The sequence below is a fragment of the Williamwhitmania sp. genome (assembly GCA_035529935.1).
Lineage (GTDB): Bacteria > Bacteroidota > Bacteroidia > Bacteroidales > Williamwhitmaniaceae > Williamwhitmania.
This window is the reverse complement of record DATKVT010000123.1, coordinates 1-20,971: the sequence shown is the minus strand read 5'-3', so window position 1 is coordinate 20,971 and position 20,971 is coordinate 1. Positions and strand designations below refer to the sequence as shown.

Here is a 20,971-nt window from a genome sequence, read left to right as displayed (position 1 = left end):
CCCTCTGGCAGGAAAGGGGAGAGCTTCCCCGACCTGCATAGGGTTATCATGGGGTTCAAGGGCTGGCTAAGGGGGATGCACCACCATGCAGAACTTTTACAATCCTATATCGATGAGTATACCTACCGATTTAACCGTAGCCTTATGGGGAAAGGTCTATTTGACAACCTTTTAGACAGAATGCTGACCATACAACCGCATTCCTATAAAATGCTTATTACTTAAATGCCTAATTCAAATAGTTATATCTTATCGTGTTGTTAATAAGCATGATATGCTATTGACAACAGGTGAGACAATTCTGATTTCCGTGGACGCGCATAGTAGAAGGCCAAGAAGGTTGCCGATTGAAATTTTTGAATTGGTTAAAAACAGTATTTAGCATGGCATTACAACATCCGGCACGACTCTCTGGCTTACTGGTAGCATCGCTTATTTTTTTTCTTGCTTGTGGAAGCAAAAAACAAAATGTTGATGCTCTAATTCTTCAGCTGCGCAAGAGCTATCCTCACGAGCATTATGCTATTGCTCCAAATATGGCCACTATTTTCATAGATGAAGAAAAGCCTGGTGGTACTGAGCTTAAAGACTTACTTGATAGCGTATCAAGTATGGAGGTAATGGTTTTCTCCAAAAATAGAGGTGGTAAGGATGGTCAGCTCCAAGCAATAACCTTGGACATCACTCGCAGGTTAAAAAGGAATGGATTGCTCCAATATGGATTATTTTCATCCGCAAAAGAGAATCTATCGGTTTGGGTTCTTAAGAATATGACCTTGGTAAGTGATCTCGTTGTGGTTATCAATTCTGGTCAAAAGGTTTACTTGGTTCACTTTTCTGGACAAATGCCAATGGAAAAATTGGCCAAACTTATTCTGCCTAAGAATCGACCCATTTTGGATTATATCTATCGCCTAGATTCTCCAAGTGTACGTTAGAAGGAGTTTTGCATACTATTAATAGCTATACGATAACGAACAAGAGGTTTCATTCGTTTTGGCTAGAAATACTGCTATTTTTGTATTGAAAACTAATCCCCAACTAACATGAAAGCAAAAAATCTACTTACCATTTCAATGATCGCTGGCGTCTTTGTTTTTGGTTCTTGTTCCAAAGATAATACCCCTGCGGATCTATCTACCGCTGAAGCTCAAACAGAAATTAGCTCAGTTAAAACTACCTATGATGCTGAGTCCACTGCCCTTGACAATACCCAAGGAATGATGGCATACAACCAGATGGGGCAACTAAACCTACCGTTTTCACTTCCAATGGAAGGCAATTTTTCTACCTCTTCCTATGTAAAATCTTTTTCAAATAGATTATCTGCAGTTAGAGGCAACAATTTTTCCTCTATGCAGAAGGCTTTAAATTTCAGTAGTGATTTTTATTTTCAGGAGTACCTTGGAACATGGGAGTGGAATTCTCAAACCCAGCAGTTTGACCACACAAGCACTCCAACTGATAAGGTTGTTGTAAAATTTCCCTATCCAGCTTCAAACTCGACCAATAATGCGGTTTATACCATTTCGAAGTATACCATTGCTTATGATATGGGGGAATATAGTGGAGATTATCAAGCTAACCTAATTCTAGATGGTACTGAAATTTGGTCAGTTAATTACTCTGCCTCAATTTCAAGCACATCTTCATCTGCTACTTTTAGCCAAAATGTCACTTTTAAATTTTCACCTTATGAGTACACGGAATCCGCATCACTAACTGCAACTGGAAATGAATCATCAGCAACTATTTCTGGAAGAGCTTCAAGAACGTTAAAGAAAAATTCCAACGTGTTACTTTCTGGAAGTTATGATGTCTCCTTGAAATATGCTGATCCCAATATTACTATGAGCGTTAAGGGAGACCTTACCATTGCAACTATCCGCTTTCATTTCGAAATGTCATACAGTGGTGATGGTACAACACAGCCTGATATTAATGATCTGGTTGAGGTTACAGTTTACAATGCAGCTGGTGCAAAGGTTGGTGAAATGAAGTATATTACCAATCAAAATCAGGAACTTGTATTAATGTTCTACTACAACGATGGCACTAGTGTTGACGCGAGTGCGTTATTTGGCAACGTCTTGGACGAATGGACATCCTTCTTTGGCACCACTGGAGATGCATGGAATTTTAAAAAATAATAGTCTCCTATTTATTATTAAAAACCGCCAAAAATTGGCGGTTTTTTTTTGTTTCCAGCAAGATGTCAAATCAATTTGTAAATTAGCAATAGATTAATGAGGATCCAATGGATGGCATTAACCATATTTTTGACTTCTTATTGCAAGTAAACTTTTCCAAGGTTTTGCTGGCAATCTATATGATTACCATTCTTGCCACGGCTGCAATTGTTGTGCATGAGAAGCGAGATCCCGTGAGGACTGCGTCATGGGTTCTTGTTCTTTTTCTCCTACCAATTGCGGGTATTGTTCTCTACATATATTTTGGGCAGAACTTTAGAAAGGAAAAAATTTTTAGCCGAAAGGGAATGCACGATATTGAACAGATAGGACTGATTAGCGATGCTCAACTTATCAGGCTCAATAGGAATGACTTTCCCGACAACCCAAATATTACTCGCTATATTAAAATTATTAAACTGTTGCTCAACAATAGCAAGGCGCTACTTTCAGAGAGAAACAGTGTATTGGTAATGAATTCTGGAAAGGAGACTTTCTCAAACTTGCTGCACGATTTGGCTATTGCTACCAGCAGCATTCATCTGGAGTATTACATCTTGAGTGACGATGTTATTGGCAATCAAATTAAGGATATTTTAGTTGAAAAGGCGCGAAGCGGTGTTGAGGTCAGGGTCATTTTCGACGATGTTGGTAGCTGGAGTCTTCCGAAGACCTATATACGCTATCTGCATGACAATATGGTTGAAGCATTCCCATTTATGGAGGTGAAATTTCCATGGTTTACGAGCAAGGTAAACTATCGAAACCATAGAAAGATTGTTGTAATTGATGGGAAAGTTGGCTACGTTGGTGGAATAAATGTCGCTGACCGTTACATTCACGGGGACCCAAAACTTGGATTTTGGAGGGATACCCATTTAAAAGTTGAAGGGGATGCAGTTCGCTCACTACAAGCAATTTTTTTAATAGATTGGTATTTTGTCAGCAAACAGCAATTTACTGATAGACAGAAATACTTTCCGGCTACTACTACACTAGACAAGCATTTGGTTCAAATTACCGCATGTGGGCCAGATTCTGATTGGGCTAGCATAATGCAGGCCTATTTCCTTGCGATAGCCACAGCAAAGGAGCATATCTACATTTCTACTCCATATTTTATGCCCAACGAGAGCATTCTAACAGCCCTCAAAACCGCATCACTTAGTGGTGTGGATATTAAAATACTATTGCCAGGAAAATCCGATTCGAAGATGGTTTACTGGGGTACGTTATCCTATTTGTCAGAATTGCTCGAGGCCGGAATTAAGGTTTACCTGTTTGAGGCCGGTTTTAACCACTCAAAGATTATCATGATAGACGGCTGCTTTTCATCCGTTGGAACAGCCAATATGGATATGCGCAGCTTTGAGGATAACTTTGAAGTAAACGCCATCATTTATGACCCAGATGTTACATCGGAACTTGAGGATAGATTTTTGCTGGATATTAAGCTTAGCAAAAACATTCTTTTGGAGGAGTGGGAGGATCGACCACTGCGTAAAAGCTTTTTAGAATCGTTTGCTCGATTGTTTACGCCGCTTCTTTAATTTTGCACTGTTCTTATAATAAAAAGCGCTATATTGGCTATAAACCAAATCTCTAAGTTATGAAAAGGTATTCACTTATTCTTCTATTTGTATTTCTTACAGTTGGGATAGCAAACGCTCAGCTTTTCAAGTTTGGTATAAAAGCAGGTGTTAGCTCCTCAAGGGTAAAATTTAGCGAAATAGACCTTGGTAACAATCTTGTGGCTAAGGAGGGAAATTCTATCACGGGAATGCATTTTGGCGTTGTAAGTAGGGTTCAGCTCCTCGGTTTATTTGTGCAACCAGAGTTATATTTTTCTTCAACCGGCGGAGACATCAAAATTGTTGATATATCAACAGGTGTAGAGACTGTTAGAACTCAAAAGTTTAACAAGATCGATATCCCTGTTTTGGTTGGTTGGAAGTTTGGACCTGCTCGCGTTGGTATTGGCCCGGTAGCCTCAATTGTAATCTCAGACAAGGCCGTTCTGAAGGATTATACAGGCTACGATGAGCAATTTAACAAGGCTACTTTTGGCTACCAAGTGGGGGTTGGGCTCGATATTTGGAAAATTGGCTTTGACCTTAGGTATGAAGGAAGTTTAAGTAAACTAGGGGATGGTATAAAAGTGCTGGGGCAGGAGAGATCATTTGATTCTAGAAATCCTCAACTTCTTGCTAGTGTAGCATTATATTTTTAATAATATATTCTTATTCAACACTTTATCGCATAGCGATAAAGTGTTGCTTCATAAATAAGAAGCAATGGAATACATACATCCTTTAGTTGTTCTTCTTATTGACGTAAATCATACAACCGCTATTTTAATAATAGGTGGCAGTTCAACGTTGGCTGCTCTTTGCGCTGGAACTTGTTACTTTTGGCATAAGAGTACCGAAAAAAAGTGGAAGAGGTTTTTCTCCCGTCTTACCAAAATTAACGCTGGCTTAGAACACCAGGTTGGCACCCTTTTGGTTGATAAAAAGGACCTAATTAGAAAACTTGGGGATGCTAGGGCCAAAGCTGATGAGACAGACCTGCTTAAGGCCAATTTTTTAGCAAACATGTCACACGAGATTCGAACTCCTATGAATGGAATAATCGGATTCGTTCAGCTGCTTAACGAAGACCTCCCTACTGACAAGCGGAGCCAATTTATTGACATAATTATTAACAGTGGCTACCAATTGGTAAACCTTTTTGATAACCTTGTTGATATTTCAAGGCTGGAATCTGGCTTGCTAACGCTATCCAAATCGGAATGTAATTTAAATGAGATGCTCTTTGACCTATATGTTCAGTATAATGGTCAAATTTTCAAGGAATCAAAGAAGCAACTTTCGCTGAGGTTTCTCAACTTGGCCGATGATGAGGTAAATATTATCACTACCGATGGTGCAAGACTTAGACAAGTGTTTTCACATTTAATTAGCAATGCCATTAAATTTACTGAGCATGGAACGGTGGAGTTTGGATTTGCAAACAAGGATTCAAACGAGCTACTTTTTTTTGTCAGAGACAGTGGAATTGGAATTCCGCAAACACAACAAGAGGTAATATTTGAACGCTTTCAGCAAATAGAGCAGGGCTCAACCCGCCGATTTGGAGGATCAGGGCTTGGCCTTTACATCTCCAAAGGCCTTGTAGAAGCCCTAGATGGCAAAATTTGGTTCGAATCAACAGAGGGGCTTGGATCCACCTTCTTTTTTACCCTACCATTTGAAAACATTGAGATTAAACAGGACTCTTCGGTTTACTACGCCAATAAAAAGGAGTATAACTGGTCTAATAAAACCATCCTCATCGTGGACGACACCGAGGCTAATTACCAATTTGTCGCCGATCTGTTAGCTAACACAAGCATAAGTGTGGTGAGAGCAAAAACAGGTGCTGAAGCTCTTACCTTGTGCGACAGTTCACAGGCTCCTGATCTGATTCTAATGGATTCTCCCCACGAAACGTTAGATGGCCATGGACTTGTATCTCAAATAAGAAGTACTCGATCTAAGTCAACGCTTCCCATAATTGCTCAAACGAACTATGCTAGGCCAGAGGACGATGTAAAATATATTGAGATGGGTTGTAACGACGTAATTTCAAAACCGATCAACCCGGCGGCACTTTTTAGCAAGATAGCCCGAATAATTTCTGTCTCTTAAAACTCATTAACCACTGCTCTTAGTTTTACCAAGCGAGCAAGCAGCCACTCCAACTTATCTAGATGCAGCATGTTGGCTCCGTCTGATTTTGCAATTGCCGGATTGGGATGGGTTTCTAGAAAAATTCCATCCACACCAACGGCAATACCTGCACGTGCAATTGTGTCGATTAAGTCTGGCCTTCCACCGGTAATTCCTGAATCCTGGTTAGGCTGCTGCAGAGAATGGGTTATATCGAGAATAACAGGAAGACCGCTTTTCTGCATTTCAGGTATTCCACGATAATCAATAATTAAATCTTGGTAACCAAATGAGGTTCCACGGTCGGTAAGCATTACTTTTCTATTCCCAGTTTCAAAAATTTTTTCTGCCGCAAACCGCATTCCGCTGGGACTTAAGAATTGCCCCTTCTTTATATTCACAATCTTGCCTGTTTTACCAGCAGCCACAAGCAGATCGGTTTGCCTACATAGAAACGCTGGGATTTGCAGTATATCAACATACTCGGCAGCAATATCAGCCTCATCTGGATTATGTATATCCGTAACAATTGGTATCTGAAGCTCTTTCCTTATTCGTCCCAGCATTTTAAGTGCTTCAATATCTCCAATTCCTTGAAACGAATCGAGCTTAGAGCGGTTTGCTTTGCGGTAAGAAGCTTTGAATACAAAGGGAATTTTGTATTTATCGGTAATCTCCTTTACTTTTTTGGCAGTTCCAAAAGTGATCTCCTCTGTTTCTACAACACAGGGGCCAGCTAGCAGAAAGAAATTGCCGCTCTCGGTATGGCGAATGTTTGGAAGGTCGTATAGCATAGCTCAAAATTTTTGCGAAGTTAGAAAAATCATATAGAATATTTGCCGCTCCACAAGCTATTCTGCTTTTGGCGAATTTCCTGTTCTTTTGTATTATCGCTAGGCGTGTAAAACACAGTTCCTGACAGTTTTACCGGCATAAATTCCTGTGGAGTGAAATTACCAGCATAGCTATGCGCATAGCGATAGTCTTGGCCGTAGCCTAAATTTTTCATCAACTTTGTAGGAGCATTTCGAAGGTGTAGCGGTACCGGTAGGCTACCATCTTTCTTAACCTTCTCAATGGCCTCATCTATTGCGATGTAGGCTGAGTTACTTTTAGGACTTGTGGCTAAGTATATAGCCGTTTCCGATAGGATTATCCTCGATTCAGGCATACCAATTTTTTCTACCGCTTGAAAGCAGGCTGTTGCAAGCAATAGAGCATTGGGGTTTGCTAGCCCAATGTCTTCGGAGGAGAGGATAATAAGCCTTCTGGCAATGAATTTAGGATCTTCACCACCTTCAACCATCCTTGCTAGCCAGTAAACTGCGGCCTGCGGATCGCTGCCCCTTATCGATTTAATGAAAGCACTAATAACATCGTAGTGCTGCTCACCACTCTTGTCGTAAAGGGCAATGTTTTCTTGCAATCTATCGGTTACTATTTGATCGGTAAGCGTTACCTCTTCGGTTTCTGAGGCTCCAACTACGATCTCCAGAATGTTCAGCAACTTTCGTGCATCACCTCCAGAAAAGCGCAGAATTGCATCGGTTTCTGCAACCGTAATTGACCGATTTTTAAGGTAGATATCGGTTGTGATTGCCCTGTCGAGCAGTGTTAGGAGATCATCAATTTCTAAGGGTTTAAGAATAAAAACTTGACAGCGAGAAAGGAGTGGAGAAATAACTTCAAAAGAGGGGTTCTCTGTGGTAGCCCCAATTAGGGTAATAATACCTTGTTCAACAGCACTAAGAAGGGAATCTTGCTGTGACTTATTGAATCGATGGATTTCATCAATGAATAGTATGGGAGCAGGGGTGTTGAAAAATTGCATCTTTTTTGCTTTTTCAAAAACCTCACGTACCTCCTTTACTCCAGAATTGATGGCGTTTAGTGTGAATATCGAACGGTTAAGCTCATGAGCAATAAGCTTGGCCAAGGTCGTTTTACCAACACCAGGAGGTCCCCAAAGTAACAGAGAAGGTAAGTTACCCGACTCTATTGATCTTCGGAGTACTGCTCCTTCACCCACTAAATGCTTCTGTCCCAAATAATCATCAAGCTTTTTGGGCCGGAGACGTTCTGCAAGTGGAATCTGAGAATCCATTTTTTTTCGTCAAATTTAACGAATTCTAACTGTTAACCGAACTTCCGGCAGTTCTCTTCCGTAATATTCCAAAGAAATCTTTAATTTACCCCCCTGAATCTAAACGCTAATCGCTATGAAAATCTATTCTATTGCAAAAAAAATGTTTGGTGCTTTTTCCTTGGCACTAATTCCTCTCTTCTCTTTTGCCCAAAAAGATGTAGTTCTCTTGCTAAGAAGTAGCCAACAAGATGCAATTAAACTTTCGGAAGCTTATCTTCAGCCTTTTGGAAAGAGCCTTGGCTGGGGTCTTAGTGGTAGTTGGTATAATAGTGGTAAACCTCACGGATTAGCGGGGTTTGACCTTACTTTTTCTATTAATACGGTGATGGTTCCATCTTCCGATAAGAATTTTGATGTTAATTCTTTGAAGTTGACAAATATTTCTGTAGTTAGCGGAGAAAGCAGCGTATCACCAACGGTTGCTGGTTCTGGAAGTGGACCAAAGGTTCAATACCAAGGTCAGGTTGACTTAGGTGGTGGGACTCAGACTGTTCAGTTTAACCTTCCAAGCGGTGGTAATCTTAGCGTGATTCCCGTTCCTATTCTGCAGGCTGGTGTCGGGTTACCCTTTCATACGGAGATAATGGGCCGATTCATTCCAAAAGTTAGCGTACCTGATATCGGAAGTGTTAGCCTTTGGGGTATTGGCATAAAAAATGAGTTTAAGGAGTTGATTCCGGGCATCAAACTTTTGCCCTTTGGTCTATCGGCCATGGTTGCATATACTGATTTTAGATCCGATATCAACGTTTCCTATAAGCCACAAACTACAACCTATGACCAGTCACTGTACGATAACCAGCAACTCAAGCTTAGATCTACTTCTTTGGCTACTCGGATAATTGTATCTAAATCATTGCCCGTTCTTACCGTATATGCTGGGCTCGGTTACAATTTCACCAAGACTAGCATGGATCTAAAAGGAAATTATCCTGTTGGATTGGAGATGCAGAACAGCCAAGTAGTGGTTTCTGGTAACACGAATTGGACCGATCCTTTGAGCTTGTCGTTTAAAAATAATGGATTTGCAGCGAATGCAGGCTTGCGCATTAAGTTAGCTATTCTGGCTTTTCATTTCGACTATACCGTAGCCAAGTATCCTATTATTACTGGTGGTGTAGGTATCAGCTTCCGCTAGTCATTACATTACAGGTGATCAAAAAAAAGCGGCTCATTGGAGCCGCTTTTTTTATTACTTAATAAAGTCAGTTATGTTGTGCGATATCTTCAATATCTTATAAATCTTGTGATTCTCATTATAGATAGGGGTATAAGTCTCCAAAAAAGTATACTCCTTGTTGTTTATGCTCAGCTTGGTAGACTCTTTCTTGGTTATCCCTTTCTTTAAGTCGTTCCAGAATTTTTCATAATCCTTCTTTTGCTTGCTACTCAATAGCAGGTCGTTGGAATGGTGGTTGCCAACAACTGCCTCTCTCGGCCTATTGAGCAAAGAAAGCATGGCATCGTTAACGGAAATGATAACGCCATCAAGGTTGTATTCCACCACAAAACTGGACGCATTAAGAGCGTTAATAAGCGATTCCATTTCTCCTGTCTTTCTTGCCGCCTCTTCCTGTGTTGCTTGCAATTCCTCCATATTTTGCCGCATCTCCTCTTCCTGTGCCGAAAGTTCCTCTGACTGCTGCCGGGAAGCCTCTAGGAGTTGCACTGTTCTAATGTTAACCTTAACATTGGATAGGGTTGAAGCAATCGTTTCGCCCAATTTCTCAATGAAATTTACAACGTAATTCTCAATGATATTCAGCGATGCAATTTCTATTACACCAAATACCTGATCGTTAAGCTTAAGTGGTACTAAAAGAAGGCAGGTGGGTGCTTTTTCTCCAAGCCCAGAACCGATGGATATGTAATTTTCAGGTATTTCTGTAAGATAGATGGTTTCTGCCTCTTGAGCACATCGACCGATAAGCCCTTCATTCATTTCAATGCGCTTTTCAAGAAATTTTCTTTTTTCATAAGCAAAGCAAGCTTTAAGCTCAAGGTGAACATCCGACCGATTTTCATCGTTTACCAAGAATAATCCTCCAACGTTGCTAACGGAATACTTCACAATATTGCTAATAACTTGGTAGGCAAGTTCCTCAAGGTTATCGTTATTCTGCCGTAATATCTCACCAAACATGGCCAGTCCTGTAGTTGCCCATGTTTGCTTCTGATCCTCTATTTGGCGCAGTTCTTCCTGCTGTTTCGCATTTGACAAACTCTTTTGCATCTCCAGCAATGCTTTTCCAAGCATATCGTTGCTTCCAAGGCTTGAGTAGCTAACATTGAGATTGCCTCTTCCTATCTCTTTTGCAAAATCGGTTGTCTTGCTAAGTCCTTGAATCAAAGTATTAACCGAATTGCTAATTTCTTCAATTTCATCACCAGAATTCACCTTTAGGAGATTATTGGTGTCGAATTCACCTTTTGCTAAGCGCTTAATGGTTTTAATTGTGCGCGATAGTGGATGAGTAATATTGTATGCAAGAATCCAAATAACGAGCATTAAGATAATGAGTCCAGCAAGTCCAATAATGATGCTATTATTAAATGTTTTATTTGCCTCATCAACCAGGACATTTATTGGGGCAACAATAGCGATAGACCATGGTGTAATCGACCTTCCAATGGTAATTGGGGCATAGGAGATATAAACCTCGGCACCCGAGGTGGAATCAACGGTAGTATAGCTAAACAACTTTCCTTCCTTAATCTGCGTTGAGACGTTAAAAATGCTATCCTGTTGATGAAACACCTCGCTAAACTTTTTACCAACCAGAGATCTATCAGTATGTGCTATAATGGCACCATCGTTAGAAATTAGGTATGCGTAGCTACCAGCAAACGGGTGAATATTTTCAATAATAGGCTGAAACCGCTCGAGTGATAAGTCGAGCCCAAATACTCCCAAAAATTTATTCTTTTCTAGAAGTGGAACACAAACGGATGTTTCCAAAATAGGTTTACCGCCTGCAAGGTAGGTAAAAAGATAGGGGTCAAGTACAGTTTCAAGTTTGGACATCTTCATCTGATAGTATGCACTTTCAGTATTGTCCCCATCGGTATTAAGAACTTCTTCCTTTACTTTTAACTCCCCATTTTCTCTCCAATAGGTAATGCGATATCTTCCATAGCCTTTTTTATAGGTGCTATCCATGGTGCTTAATTCAATGTTAACCCAAACTGATAAAAAATTTGGATTTTCAATGGCAACACCCTCAATGGCACGCATAAGATCAACGCGCTGCTGGACTTTTGGAATAGACTTAAACTCGCTAAACGTATTCGTTAATCCACGAGTCATATCCATATCAACGTTTAAGTTTGCCTTAGTAAGATTGGCATTTTCTCGTGCATAAGCATCAGCAAGGTCCATTGACCGTTTGAGAGAAATATCTTGTAGCTTAAAGCTAAGATAACCCAATGACGAAGCATACACAAATGCCGTAACGGTAAGAATGGAGAGTAACAGCTTTGTCCGAATTTTCAGCTTAATTCTCATGAGAAAGGGAGTTTGTTGATTGTTTTTCTGCCAGCAAATTAGCGAAAAATTGGTTTAATTTGCTAAGAATTGACCAGTAAAATGCATTTTAGTGCATTTGCGAGCGTCTATTTCATCATTTTGGATATTTTCATTAGGTTTGCAAAAACTAAATACCAATACAATGAAACTACTAGAGGGAAAAACAGCATTAATAACAGGGGGTGCAAGAGGAATTGGCAAGGCTATTTCATTGAAATTTGCCCAGCATGGAGCCAATATTGCATTTACCGATCTCGTTGAAGACGATAACTTCAAGGCTACAGAGAAAGAACTCAAAGCACTTGGTGTAAAAGCCAAAGGATTTATTTCTGATGCATCCAAGTTTCAGGATTCTCAGACATTGGTGGATAACGTGATAAAGGAGTTCGGCACCTTAGAAATTTTGGTTAACAATGCAGGGATTACAAGAGACACTCTTCTGCTTCGCATGACTGAGGAGCAGTGGGATTTGGTAATCAATGTTAATCTTAAGTCGATTTTTAATCTTACAAAAGCGGCCCAGCGCTACATGATCAAACAGCAAAATGGTTCAATTATTAACATGAGTTCAGTTGTTGGAATGTCAGGTAACGCTGGTCAATCTAACTATTCTGCTTCAAAGGCCGGAATAATTGGGTTCACAAAGTCAATTGCCAAGGAGTTGGGTTCTAGAAATGTTCGGTGCAACGCAATTGCTCCTGGGTTTATTATCACTGACATGACCCACAAATTACCAGAAGAAGTTAGAAATGAATGGGTTAGCAAAATACCACTAAGGAGAGGTGGTACTCCAGAGGATGTCGCTAATGTGGCAGTATTTCTTGGTTCGGAACTTTCAAGTTATGTAACCGGCCAAACAATACCAGTTTGTGGTGGTATGCAAGATTAACAGAATATAATTATCCTAAATATTGAGGTATTTATTTTAGGGCCATCCGATCAGATGGCCCTTTTTGGCACAAATATTGTAATTTAGATAACAAAACAAACAACTATGCGGCTAGGTAGATTTTCCTCGATACTTGTGGTATTGTCCTTAAGCTCTTGCAGTTACAGGGTAAGTGTTCCGGTTGATACTCTGCAGCCACCAACAGTATACTATGTTTCTCCCCACGCAAACATAACGGTCAACTATACTTATAATGAATCCCGCCGGTTTAAAGACCCTGAAACGGTATTGACAAGTCAGCTCGACAGCATTGCTGCAGAGTCGGCTGCCTATTCTTTTATGGGTGGATTTACTACGCCTGCATTAGGTGGTCATGCAAATGCGGTTACTTATTGCACTGTAAGACCTGACAGTTCACCTTCATCTACATTTATTTTGCCAAAAGATTCTGTTGGTGCAATTGTTGAAAGCACTAATGCGCTACAAATTGTTTCATTAGATTATTTTAGTCTCAATCCAGATATCACGGTAGTGCCTGACGTACAGAACCAATATGGGTACCGGGCCTATTTTACAATCAAAGCCGTTGGGCTTTGGCGAATATATAGTTCAGACTCCCAAACACCACAAGCAGCATACCTATATCAAAAATCATACTCTTGGGATGCGGCTGGATCTTCCCGTCGTGAAGCCGTTGATAACCTTCCCAAATTTACCGATGTGGCAAGCTATGTCGGAAGTGAAGCGGGAATAGCAGGCTTAGCCGCGTTTACGCCCGTTTGGACAACACAGTACAGAGAAATTGTTTCCAGCACCAATCCTTACTTAAAAATGGCTCAAAATAAAGTAGATGAAAATAATTGGGCAGAGGCAATAAAAATTTGGAGTTGGTTGGTGGGCAGCAATTCCAGCAATAAGCTTAAAGAGCAAGCCGCCTATAACCTTGCAGTTGCAAGCGAAGTTGGTGGTAATTATAATTTAGCCGTTAACTGGTTAGATATAGCGGATTCGTTAAAGTCAGGTAGTCAATACGTTGCTGAATATCGGGCAGTGCTGAACGATAGACTTAAGGCTGAGGCGGTTCTAGATTCTCTTAAGTAAATCTGTTACCTGCTTTGGTTTTTCTGAAAAAGAGCTATTTTTGCGCAACTATTTTGCCTCTTTAGCTCAGCGGTAGAGCAGCTGTTTCGTAAACAGCAGGTCGCGGGTTCAAATCCCGTGAGAGGCTCATACCGGTATAAGGGTGGTCGTTGGCCACCTTTTTCTGTAAACACACAAAAATATGGTAGCAGAAATAATTACTATCGGCGATGAACTACTAATTGGCCAGACTATCGATACCAATTCGGCCCAAATTGCCTCAGCATTAAGTTCTATAGGTGTAATTATCCACCAAATCACCTCTGTGTCGGACGATCCAACTCACATTGCTAAGGCTTTGGATAACGCAAGATTGCATGCCGATGTTATCGTGTTAACCGGGGGGCTTGGTCCTACCAAAGATGACTTAACGAAAAAAACGCTTGCATCATATTTCCATAGCAACCTAATTCTCAACGATCAAATACTTTCACACGTTGAATCACTCCTCGCATCCAGAGGTGTTGAAATGAACGATTTAAATCGACATCAGGCCTTAATTCCAGCTAAGGCCACCGTTTTGCATAATAAAGTTGGAACTGCTCCAGGCATGCTCTTCCACGTTGATGGAAAGTTGATTTTTTCACTTCCAGGAGTTCCGTTTGAAATGAACTATCTCTTAAATAATGAGGTGCTGCCATTAATAATGCAGCAGCTAACCAATGTGGATGTAGTTCACCAAACAGTAATGACATTCGGTCTTCCAGAATCAAGTTTAGCAAAGAGGATTTCATACTGGGAGGATAATCTCCCAACTCATATTAAGTTAGCATACCTACCCAGTCCCACAGCAATAAAACTGCGACTTTCGGCCTTTGGTCACGATCGGATAATGCTTCAGAAAGAGATCGATAATATAATCGCTGAACTTCAGCTAATTATTCCAGAAAACATCTTTGCATTAAGCGACCAATCACTTGAGGTTGTTGTTGGTAAATTATTATCCAACAATAATATGTCACTATCACTTGCTGAAAGTTGCACTGGAGGAAATATTGCTCATATGATCACATCAGTTCCTGGTTCTAGCAACTATTTCACTGGATCGGTGGTAGCCTATTCCAACAAAGTCAAAGCAGAACTGCTCGGAGTAAAAATGGAAACACTGGAGAGATATGGGGCCGTTAGTGAGCAAGTTGTAAGGGAAATGGCCGAAGGATGTAGAGCATTGTTCCAAAGCACTTATGCCGTGGCTACTTCCGGGGTTGCTGGTCCATCGGGGGGAAGCGTAGATAAACCTGTAGGGCTAACATGGATCGCAGTTGCAGGTCCAACCGAAACGCTATCGTTCAAGTATTCGTTTGGGAATAGCCGTGAGCAGAACATTCTTCGTGCTTCGGCAAGGGCTCTCAACATGCTGAGAGAAAATATCTTGAAAAAAGTCTCGCAATAGGGTGAAAAAAAGGTTCAAATATTTGAATTATTGGAATTAATTAGCGTAATTTGCGCTCTGTTTTGAAAATAATGGTAGCAATAAATATCGAGCAATGTCAAAGATTTGTCAAATTACGGGTAGAGTTCCAAGAGTAGGAAACAACGTTTCACACTCCAATAAGAAAACAAAAAGAATGTTCAACCCCAACCTTCACAAGAAGAGATTCTTTCTTGAAGAGGAAAATCGCTGGGTGACTCTTAAGGTTTCAGCTGCTGGCATGCGAACCATCAACAAAATTGGTCTGAAAGAGGCCATTAAAAGAGCACAAAGTGTTGGTTTAATTTGTGAATACTAAGAAACTGTAAAAAAGGCATTTAGCAATGGCAAAGAAAGGTAACCGCGTGCAGGTAATTTTAGAATGCACCGAACATAAAGAGAGTGGAATGCCCGGCACTTCGAGGTATATAACCACCAAGAACAAGAAAAACACTCCAGATAGAATTGAGCGTAAGAAATACAACCCAATTCTTAAGAAGGTAACTGTTCACCGAGAAATTAAATAAGTTGAGCAATGGCAAAGAAAGTAGTTGCATCCTTGCAAAAAGGCGCTGGTAAGAACTTTACTAAATGCGTAAAAATGGTTAAGTCTGAAAAGACAGGAGCCTATATTTTTAAAGAAGAAATGGTTATCAATGCAGAAGTTAAAGACTTTTTTGCTAAAAAATAAAACCGTTTAGAATTTTGAACAAAGGAGCTTCTGTTAAAGAAGCTTTTTTGTTATTATTGCGTGCCATAAATTTATTGTAATGGGAATTCTCGATATTTTCTCCGGAAAGCAGGATAAGTTGGATAAGGGTCTTGAAAAAACAAAGGAAAGTGTCTTCAGGAAGATGTCCCGCGCTATTGCTGGTCGTTCCCGTATCGACGATGAGGTTCTTGATGCGCTGGAAGAGGTGCTTATTACTTCTGATGTTGGCGTAGAGACTACCCTCAAAATAATTGAGCGAATTCAGGAGCGAGTGGTGAAGGAAAAATTCTTAAGCGCTTCCGAGCTCAACTTCATCCTGAAAGATGAGATTTCTCTAATGTTGGAGGAAAATACTGCTGGAAAGGAACTAAACACGGAGTTTTTGGCAGCTGATGGACCCTATGTGATAATGGTGGTTGGGGTAAATGGTGTTGGCAAAACCACAACAATAGGAAAACTTTCAAACATGTTTACCCTAGCTGGCAAAAAGGTGGTGATTGGCGCAGCCGACACCTTTCGCGCTGCTGCAGTAGAGCAGCTGGTCGTTTGGGCGGAACGTGCCGGAGTTGAAATTATTAAGCAACAAATGGGTTCCGATCCAGCCTCTGTGGCATACGATACGCTGACTTCGGCAATCAAGAAAAATGCAGATATTGTCATAATCGACACGGCAGGTCGTCTTCACAATAAGGTGAATCTAATGAACGAACTCACCAAGATTAAAAATGTGATGAAAAAGGTGATTCCATCTGCTCCGCAGGAGGTGTTACTTGTTCTCGATGGCTCCACTGGACAAAATGCATTTGAGCAGGCAAAGCAGTTTACAAGGGCTACAGAAGTAAATGCGTTAGCTATTACCAAGCTGGATGGCACGGCCAAGGGGGGTGTTGTGATTGGCATATCCGATCAGTTTAAAATTCCCGTTAAATACATTGGTCTTGGCGAAAGTATCGGTGATTTGCAAATATTTGATAGAAAGGCATTTGTTGATACTCTTTTCAGGTAGTTATTATTACTGTTATTAATTTTGAAAAAAGGGTTTGCTATTTTGTTATGCAGGCCCTTATTTGTTCTGAATGAAAGGGTGGTTTATGCAAACTAAAAATCAAAGAATAAGCGTTGTTACCCTAGGGTGCTCCAAAAATATTGTCGATTCAGAGTTTATAATGCGGCAGCTGCAGGCTTCCAATTTCCAAGTAATGCACAACAGCAACGATAAGGTAGACATTGTGCTAATAAACACCTGTGGCTTTATTGGAGATGCTAAAGAAGAATCTATTGCCATGATTCTTAAATACGCCGAGGAAAAGCAGCAGGGCCATATACAGAAACTGTTTGTTTTCGGCTGCCTATCGGAAAGATATAGGCTGGAGCTAGAGACTGAGATACCCGAAGTGGATGGATTCTTTGGTGTGAACGAGTTCAAATCAGTTGTTCAGATACTCGGTGCAAAGTACCGCAGTGAGCTCCTTGGCGAAAGAATGCTTACAACCCCTTCTCATTATGCATTTTTAAAAATTTCTGAAGGCTGTTCTTGGGGATGTTCCTACTGTGCTATCCCATTAATACGAGGGAAACACCTATCGCGAACCGTTGAGCAGCTGGTTCAAGAAGCTGAAAAATTGGCTACGGCAGGAGTGAAGGAGCTAATTGTCATTGCTCAAGATACAACGTTTTATGGCATGGATTTATACGGAAAGCGTAGAATATCAGAACTCCTAAACCAACTGTCGACAATTGCAGGTATTGAGTGGATTCGGCTACACTATGCTTTTCCATATCAGTTCCCTGACGATTTAATTGACACCATAGCCTTGAACCCCAAAATTTGCAGCTACCTCGACATTCCGTTCCAGCATATTAGTGACATCGTTTTGAAAAATATGCATAGAGGAATCAGTAAGGCAGATACCTATGACCTAATAGGTCGTCTTCGGGCTAAGATTCCAAATCTTGCTCTCCGAACTACTTTGTTGGTGGGACATCCCGGTGAAGGAGCAGCTGAATTTGAAGAACTCTGCAAATTTGTTCAGGAGGTTAAGTTTGACAGACTTGGCGTTTTTCCATACTCAGAGGAGGAGGGAACGTTTGCTGCCAATAATCTAGAGGATACGCTCTCAACGGAAGAAAAAATTCGCCGTGCAGGAATCATAATGAAGCTTCAGCAGAAAATATCAGAGGGTCTAAATGCTGATAAGGTAGGAAAGAGTTATCAGGTGCTTATTGATTCTGAGGATGATGAGTTTTACCTTGGGCGGACTCAATACGATTCACCAGAGGTAGACGGAGAGGTGCTCATAAAGAAAAAAAATGAGAAGCACCTTGAAATAGGGAACTTCTATGAGGTCGAAATTGTTGACTCTCTTGAATATGACCTTATTGGAAGGGTGAAATAAAAAAAGCGTGACTAATCACGCTTTTATCGCTATACTAATTCTTTGGCCACCTTAATAGCTGCTTCATAGTTGGGTTCATGTGTCACCTCTGGAACATACTCTACGTAGCGAACAATATTGTTTTTATCAACAACAACAACTCCGCGTGTTAATAGCCGTAGTTCCTGAATTAGGAATCCATACTTCAGCCCAAAATCAACATCCTTGTGGTCGGAGAGAGTAACAATCCGATCGATACCTTCGGCACCACAATAGCGACCTAGTGCGAAAGGAAGATCGTTAGATATTCCAATGATTTGAATTTTATCGCTAAGGGTTGAGGCCTCCTTGTTGAAACGGTGATTTTGTGCGGAGCATACGGATGTATCAACCGAAGGAAAAACAGAAATGATCTTCACTTTGCCTTCATAATTGGAGAGTTTTACTGGTTTAAGTCCACTGCTTAACACCGTAAAATCTTCGGCTGCCTGCCCAACCTTAACCTCCTTGCCAATAAGCGTTATGGGATTTCCTCCAAATGTGACTTTTACACTATTCTTTTCCATGATTAACTATATTTTTAAAAAAAAGCGACATTTCTATGTGTCGCTTTTTAAACAGGAAATTAATCGTTTTGTTCATCAACTTCGGTCAAGCTACTTTTTCCGAGTTTGATATTTAGTTCGTCTTTACCCTTAGTGTAGCCTACACTTATAACGCTATTGAGCGCCAATGTTCCCTTGATAATAACCTCTGCTAGGGGGTCTTCAAGATACTTTTGAATGGCACGCTTTAAGGGACGAGCACCAAACTGAATATCGTAGCCCTTATCCACCAGAAAGTCTTTAGCTGCAAGATTTACCTTAACATTGAACCCCAAGCTAATCACTCTATCGATTAGCCCCTTCAGCTCAAGATCGATAATTTTATGCAGCTCCTTTCGCTCTAAGGTGTTGAACATCACAATGTCGTCAATACGATTGAGAAATTCAGGTGCAAAAGCTTTTCTCAAAGCCTTTTGCACTAGACTTTTTGAGTATTCATTGGGTGCATCTGATTTTGCCTGTGTCGAAAACCCAACTCCCTGTCCAAACTCCTTTAACTCTCGACTTCCAATATTGGATGTCATAATTACAATTGTATTCTTGAAGTCGACCTTTCGTCCCAATGAGTCGGTGAGCAAGCCTTCATCCAGCACCTGGAGCAAAATGTGGAAAACATCTGGGTGAGCTTTTTCTATCTCATCAAGCAGTACAACGGAGTATGGCTTTCTCCTTACTTTTTCAGTAAGCTGGCCTCCCTCTTCATAACCGATGTATCCGGGAGGTGCTCCAACGAGACGAGAAACGGAAAATTTCTCCATATACTCGCTCATGTCTATCCTGATGAGGTTATCGGTTGAGTCGAACAGATACTTCGCCAAAACCTTGGCAAGTTGTGTTTTACCGACACCAGTTGGACCGAGAAAAACGAAGGTTCCAATGGGTTTAAGTGGATCTTTTAATCCTGCTCTATTTCGTTGGATAGCCTTTACAACCTTTCCGATGGCTTCATCTTGACCAATAACCTTTGTTCTTAACTCGTCAGCCATTACCAGCAACCGTTCACCTTCTGCCTGGGCAATACGCTGAACAGGAACGCCGGTCATCATGGCAACAACCTCTGCAACCTTTTCCGCATCAACCGTTTCTCGATTCTGGGAAAGTTCCTTTTCCCACTTTTTCTGTTCTTGATCAAGGAGTTCGGAAAACTGACGCTCTCTATCGCGGAAGGAGGCAGCCATTTCAAAGTTTTGGTTCTTCACCGCCTTAAGCTTCTCATTGCGAGTTTCCTCAATTTGTTTTTCGAGCATGACGACGCGTTCGGGCACCTTTATGTTGGCAATATGTACCCTTGATCCTGCTTCATCCAAGGCATCAATTGCCTTATCAGGCAAGTGTCGATCGGAAATGTATCGTTGCGTTAACTTCACGCAGGCATCAATAGCCTCAGGGGTATAAATTACATTGTGGTGATCTTCATACCGCTCTTTAATGTTGTTCAATATCTCATAAGTCTCTTCCGGGGAGGTTGGCTCCACCATTACCTTCTGAAAGCGACGCTCAAGTGCTCCATCTTTCTCAATATGTTCACGATATTCATCAAGGGTGGTGGCCCCAATACACTGAATTTCGCCTCGTGCCAGTGCTGGTTTAAGCATGTTGGCTGCATCGAGCGAACCTGTTGCTCCTCCAGCACCAACAATGGTGTGAATTTCATCGATGAATAGAATAACATTGCTCGTTTTTGCCAATTCGTTAAGAATGGCCTTCATGCGCTCCTCAAACTGTCCTCTGTATTTTGTACCAGCAACAATGGCTGCTAAGTCAAGCGCAACAACTCGCTTGTTAAATAGTACTCTAGAAACTTTTTTCTTCACAATTCTCAAGGCAAGACCTTCGGCAATAGCAGATTTTCCAACCCCAGGTTCTCCAATGAGGATGGGGTTATTTTTCTTTCTCCTGCTTAGAATTTGGGCAATACGTTCAATCTCACGTTCACGGCCAATTATTGGATCAAGCCTATTTTCCTCAGCTGCCTTGGTGAGGTCGATACCAAAATTATCGAGAACGGGGGTATCGGACGAAGGCCTTCCACCAGGCTGTGGTGTGCCCTTTGGAACTCCAAATTGCTCCTTTTCATCGTCATCGTCGGAGTAGTCTGCCCTTGACTGAACCTGGCTTCCCTCTAACTTATTTCTAACCACAAAGTAGTCGATGTTAGATTCAGCAAGCATTAAGGAAACCATGCTGCCCTCATCCTTTAAAATAGCGAGCAGGAGATGGGCCGAGTTGATGGATTCACTTTTCAGCGATCTCGCTTCCAAAAATACG

General features: G+C 41.0%; 20 protein-coding genes and 1 tRNA gene. 16 read left to right on the top strand and 5 right to left on the bottom strand.

What is annotated here, in order from left to right; genetic code table 11:
- The 6 genes from VMW01_09545 to VMW01_09520 form a co-directional block, all read left to right on the top strand.
- Positions 1-225 (top strand): IS1595 family transposase (locus VMW01_09545; protein ID HUW06494.1); only part of this gene is annotated, 225 nt, incomplete at its 5' end.
- Between the two features lie 158 nt (positions 226-383).
- Entirely contained in the window at positions 384-938 is a 555-nt protein-coding gene (locus VMW01_09540) for a DUF4252 domain-containing protein (protein ID HUW06493.1), read from the top strand.
- A 108-nt stretch (positions 939-1,046) separates the two neighbouring features.
- Positions 1,047-2,150 carry a hypothetical protein gene (locus tag VMW01_09535; GenBank protein HUW06492.1) on the top strand — a complete coding sequence of 368 codons (1,104 nt, stop codon included), beginning with the start codon at positions 1,047-1,049 and terminating at the stop codon, positions 2,148-2,150.
- A gap of 107 nt (positions 2,151-2,257) precedes the next feature.
- Entirely contained in the window at positions 2,258-3,739 is a 1,482-nt protein-coding gene (cls, locus tag VMW01_09530; GenBank protein ID HUW06491.1) for a cardiolipin synthase, read from the top strand.
- Positions 3,740-3,798: 59 nt separating this feature from the next.
- Complete coding sequence (locus VMW01_09525) at positions 3,799-4,419, top strand: porin family protein (GenBank protein HUW06490.1); 621 nt, start codon at positions 3,799-3,801, stop codon at positions 4,417-4,419.
- Between the two features lie 64 nt (positions 4,420-4,483).
- Positions 4,484-5,878 carry an ATP-binding protein gene (locus VMW01_09520; GenBank protein ID HUW06489.1) on the top strand — a complete coding sequence of 465 codons (1,395 nt, stop codon included), beginning with the start codon at positions 4,484-4,486 and terminating at the stop codon, positions 5,876-5,878.
- Here the strand turns inward: VMW01_09520 and kdsA are convergent.
- Together kdsA and VMW01_09510 are read right to left on the bottom strand one after the other, a co-directional pair.
- Positions 5,875-6,693, bottom strand: a complete 819-nt coding sequence (kdsA, locus tag VMW01_09515) for a 3-deoxy-8-phosphooctulonate synthase (protein HUW06488.1) — start codon at positions 6,691-6,693, stop codon at positions 5,875-5,877. The genes VMW01_09520 and kdsA overlap by 4 nt on opposite strands.
- A gap of 29 nt (positions 6,694-6,722) precedes the next feature.
- A complete protein-coding gene (locus tag VMW01_09510; GenBank protein HUW06487.1) occupies positions 6,723-8,003 on the bottom strand; it encodes a replication-associated recombination protein A in 1,281 nt (426 codons plus the stop codon).
- A gap of 115 nt (positions 8,004-8,118) precedes the next feature.
- On the opposite strand from VMW01_09510, the gene VMW01_09505 reads away from it, so the two are divergent.
- Positions 8,119-9,183, top strand: a complete 1,065-nt coding sequence (locus VMW01_09505; GenBank protein HUW06486.1) for a DUF6588 family protein — start codon at positions 8,119-8,121, stop codon at positions 9,181-9,183.
- Between the two features lie 54 nt (positions 9,184-9,237).
- On the opposite strand, the gene VMW01_09500 is transcribed toward VMW01_09505, so the two are convergent.
- Positions 9,238-11,550, bottom strand: a complete 2,313-nt coding sequence (locus VMW01_09500) for a cache domain-containing protein (protein ID HUW06485.1) — start codon at positions 11,548-11,550, stop codon at positions 9,238-9,240.
- A 163-nt stretch (positions 11,551-11,713) separates the two neighbouring features.
- On the opposite strand from VMW01_09500, the gene fabG reads away from it, so the two are divergent.
- The 9 genes from fabG to rimO all read left to right on the top strand — a co-directional run bounded on the left by fabG (position 11,714) and on the right by rimO (position 18,119).
- Positions 11,714-12,460 (top strand): 3-oxoacyl-[acyl-carrier-protein] reductase, encoded by a 747-nt coding sequence (gene fabG / locus VMW01_09495; protein ID HUW06484.1) that lies wholly within the window; start codon positions 11,714-11,716, stop codon positions 12,458-12,460.
- Between the two features lie 105 nt (positions 12,461-12,565).
- Positions 12,566-13,561, top strand: coding sequence for a DUF6340 family protein (locus VMW01_09490; GenBank protein HUW06483.1), 996 nt, complete (start codon positions 12,566-12,568; stop codon positions 13,559-13,561).
- 55 nt (positions 13,562-13,616) lie between these two features.
- Positions 13,617-13,688, top strand: a tRNA-Thr gene (locus tag VMW01_09485).
- Positions 13,689-13,742: 54 nt separating this feature from the next.
- Positions 13,743-14,993, top strand: a complete 1,251-nt coding sequence (locus tag VMW01_09480) for a competence/damage-inducible protein A (GenBank protein HUW06482.1) — start codon at positions 13,743-13,745, stop codon at positions 14,991-14,993.
- 94 nt (positions 14,994-15,087) lie between these two features.
- Positions 15,088-15,330, top strand: coding sequence for a 50S ribosomal protein L28 (gene rpmB / locus VMW01_09475; GenBank protein ID HUW06481.1), 243 nt, complete (start codon positions 15,088-15,090; stop codon positions 15,328-15,330).
- Positions 15,331-15,355: 25 nt separating this feature from the next.
- Entirely contained in the window at positions 15,356-15,538 is a 183-nt protein-coding gene (gene rpmG, locus VMW01_09470) for a 50S ribosomal protein L33 (GenBank protein ID HUW06480.1), read from the top strand.
- A gap of 8 nt (positions 15,539-15,546) precedes the next feature.
- Positions 15,547-15,702 (top strand): DUF4295 domain-containing protein, encoded by a 156-nt coding sequence (locus tag VMW01_09465; protein ID HUW06479.1) that lies wholly within the window; start codon positions 15,547-15,549, stop codon positions 15,700-15,702.
- A 79-nt stretch (positions 15,703-15,781) separates the two neighbouring features.
- On the top strand, positions 15,782-16,729 hold the full coding sequence (ftsY, locus tag VMW01_09460) for a signal recognition particle-docking protein FtsY (GenBank protein HUW06478.1): 948 nt from the start codon (positions 15,782-15,784) through the stop codon (positions 16,727-16,729).
- Positions 16,730-16,814: 85 nt separating this feature from the next.
- Positions 16,815-18,119: a 30S ribosomal protein S12 methylthiotransferase RimO gene (gene rimO, locus VMW01_09455; protein ID HUW06477.1), complete on the top strand. Its 1,305-nt coding sequence runs from the start codon at positions 16,815-16,817 to the stop codon at positions 18,117-18,119.
- A 29-nt stretch (positions 18,120-18,148) separates the two neighbouring features.
- On the opposite strand, the gene tpx is transcribed toward rimO, so the two are convergent.
- Positions 18,149-18,664 (bottom strand): thiol peroxidase, encoded by a 516-nt coding sequence (tpx, locus tag VMW01_09450; protein ID HUW06476.1) that lies wholly within the window; start codon positions 18,662-18,664, stop codon positions 18,149-18,151.
- A 59-nt stretch (positions 18,665-18,723) separates the two neighbouring features.
- Positions 18,724-20,971 (bottom strand): ATP-dependent Clp protease ATP-binding subunit (locus VMW01_09445; GenBank protein ID HUW06475.1); only part of this gene is annotated, 2,248 nt, incomplete at its 5' end.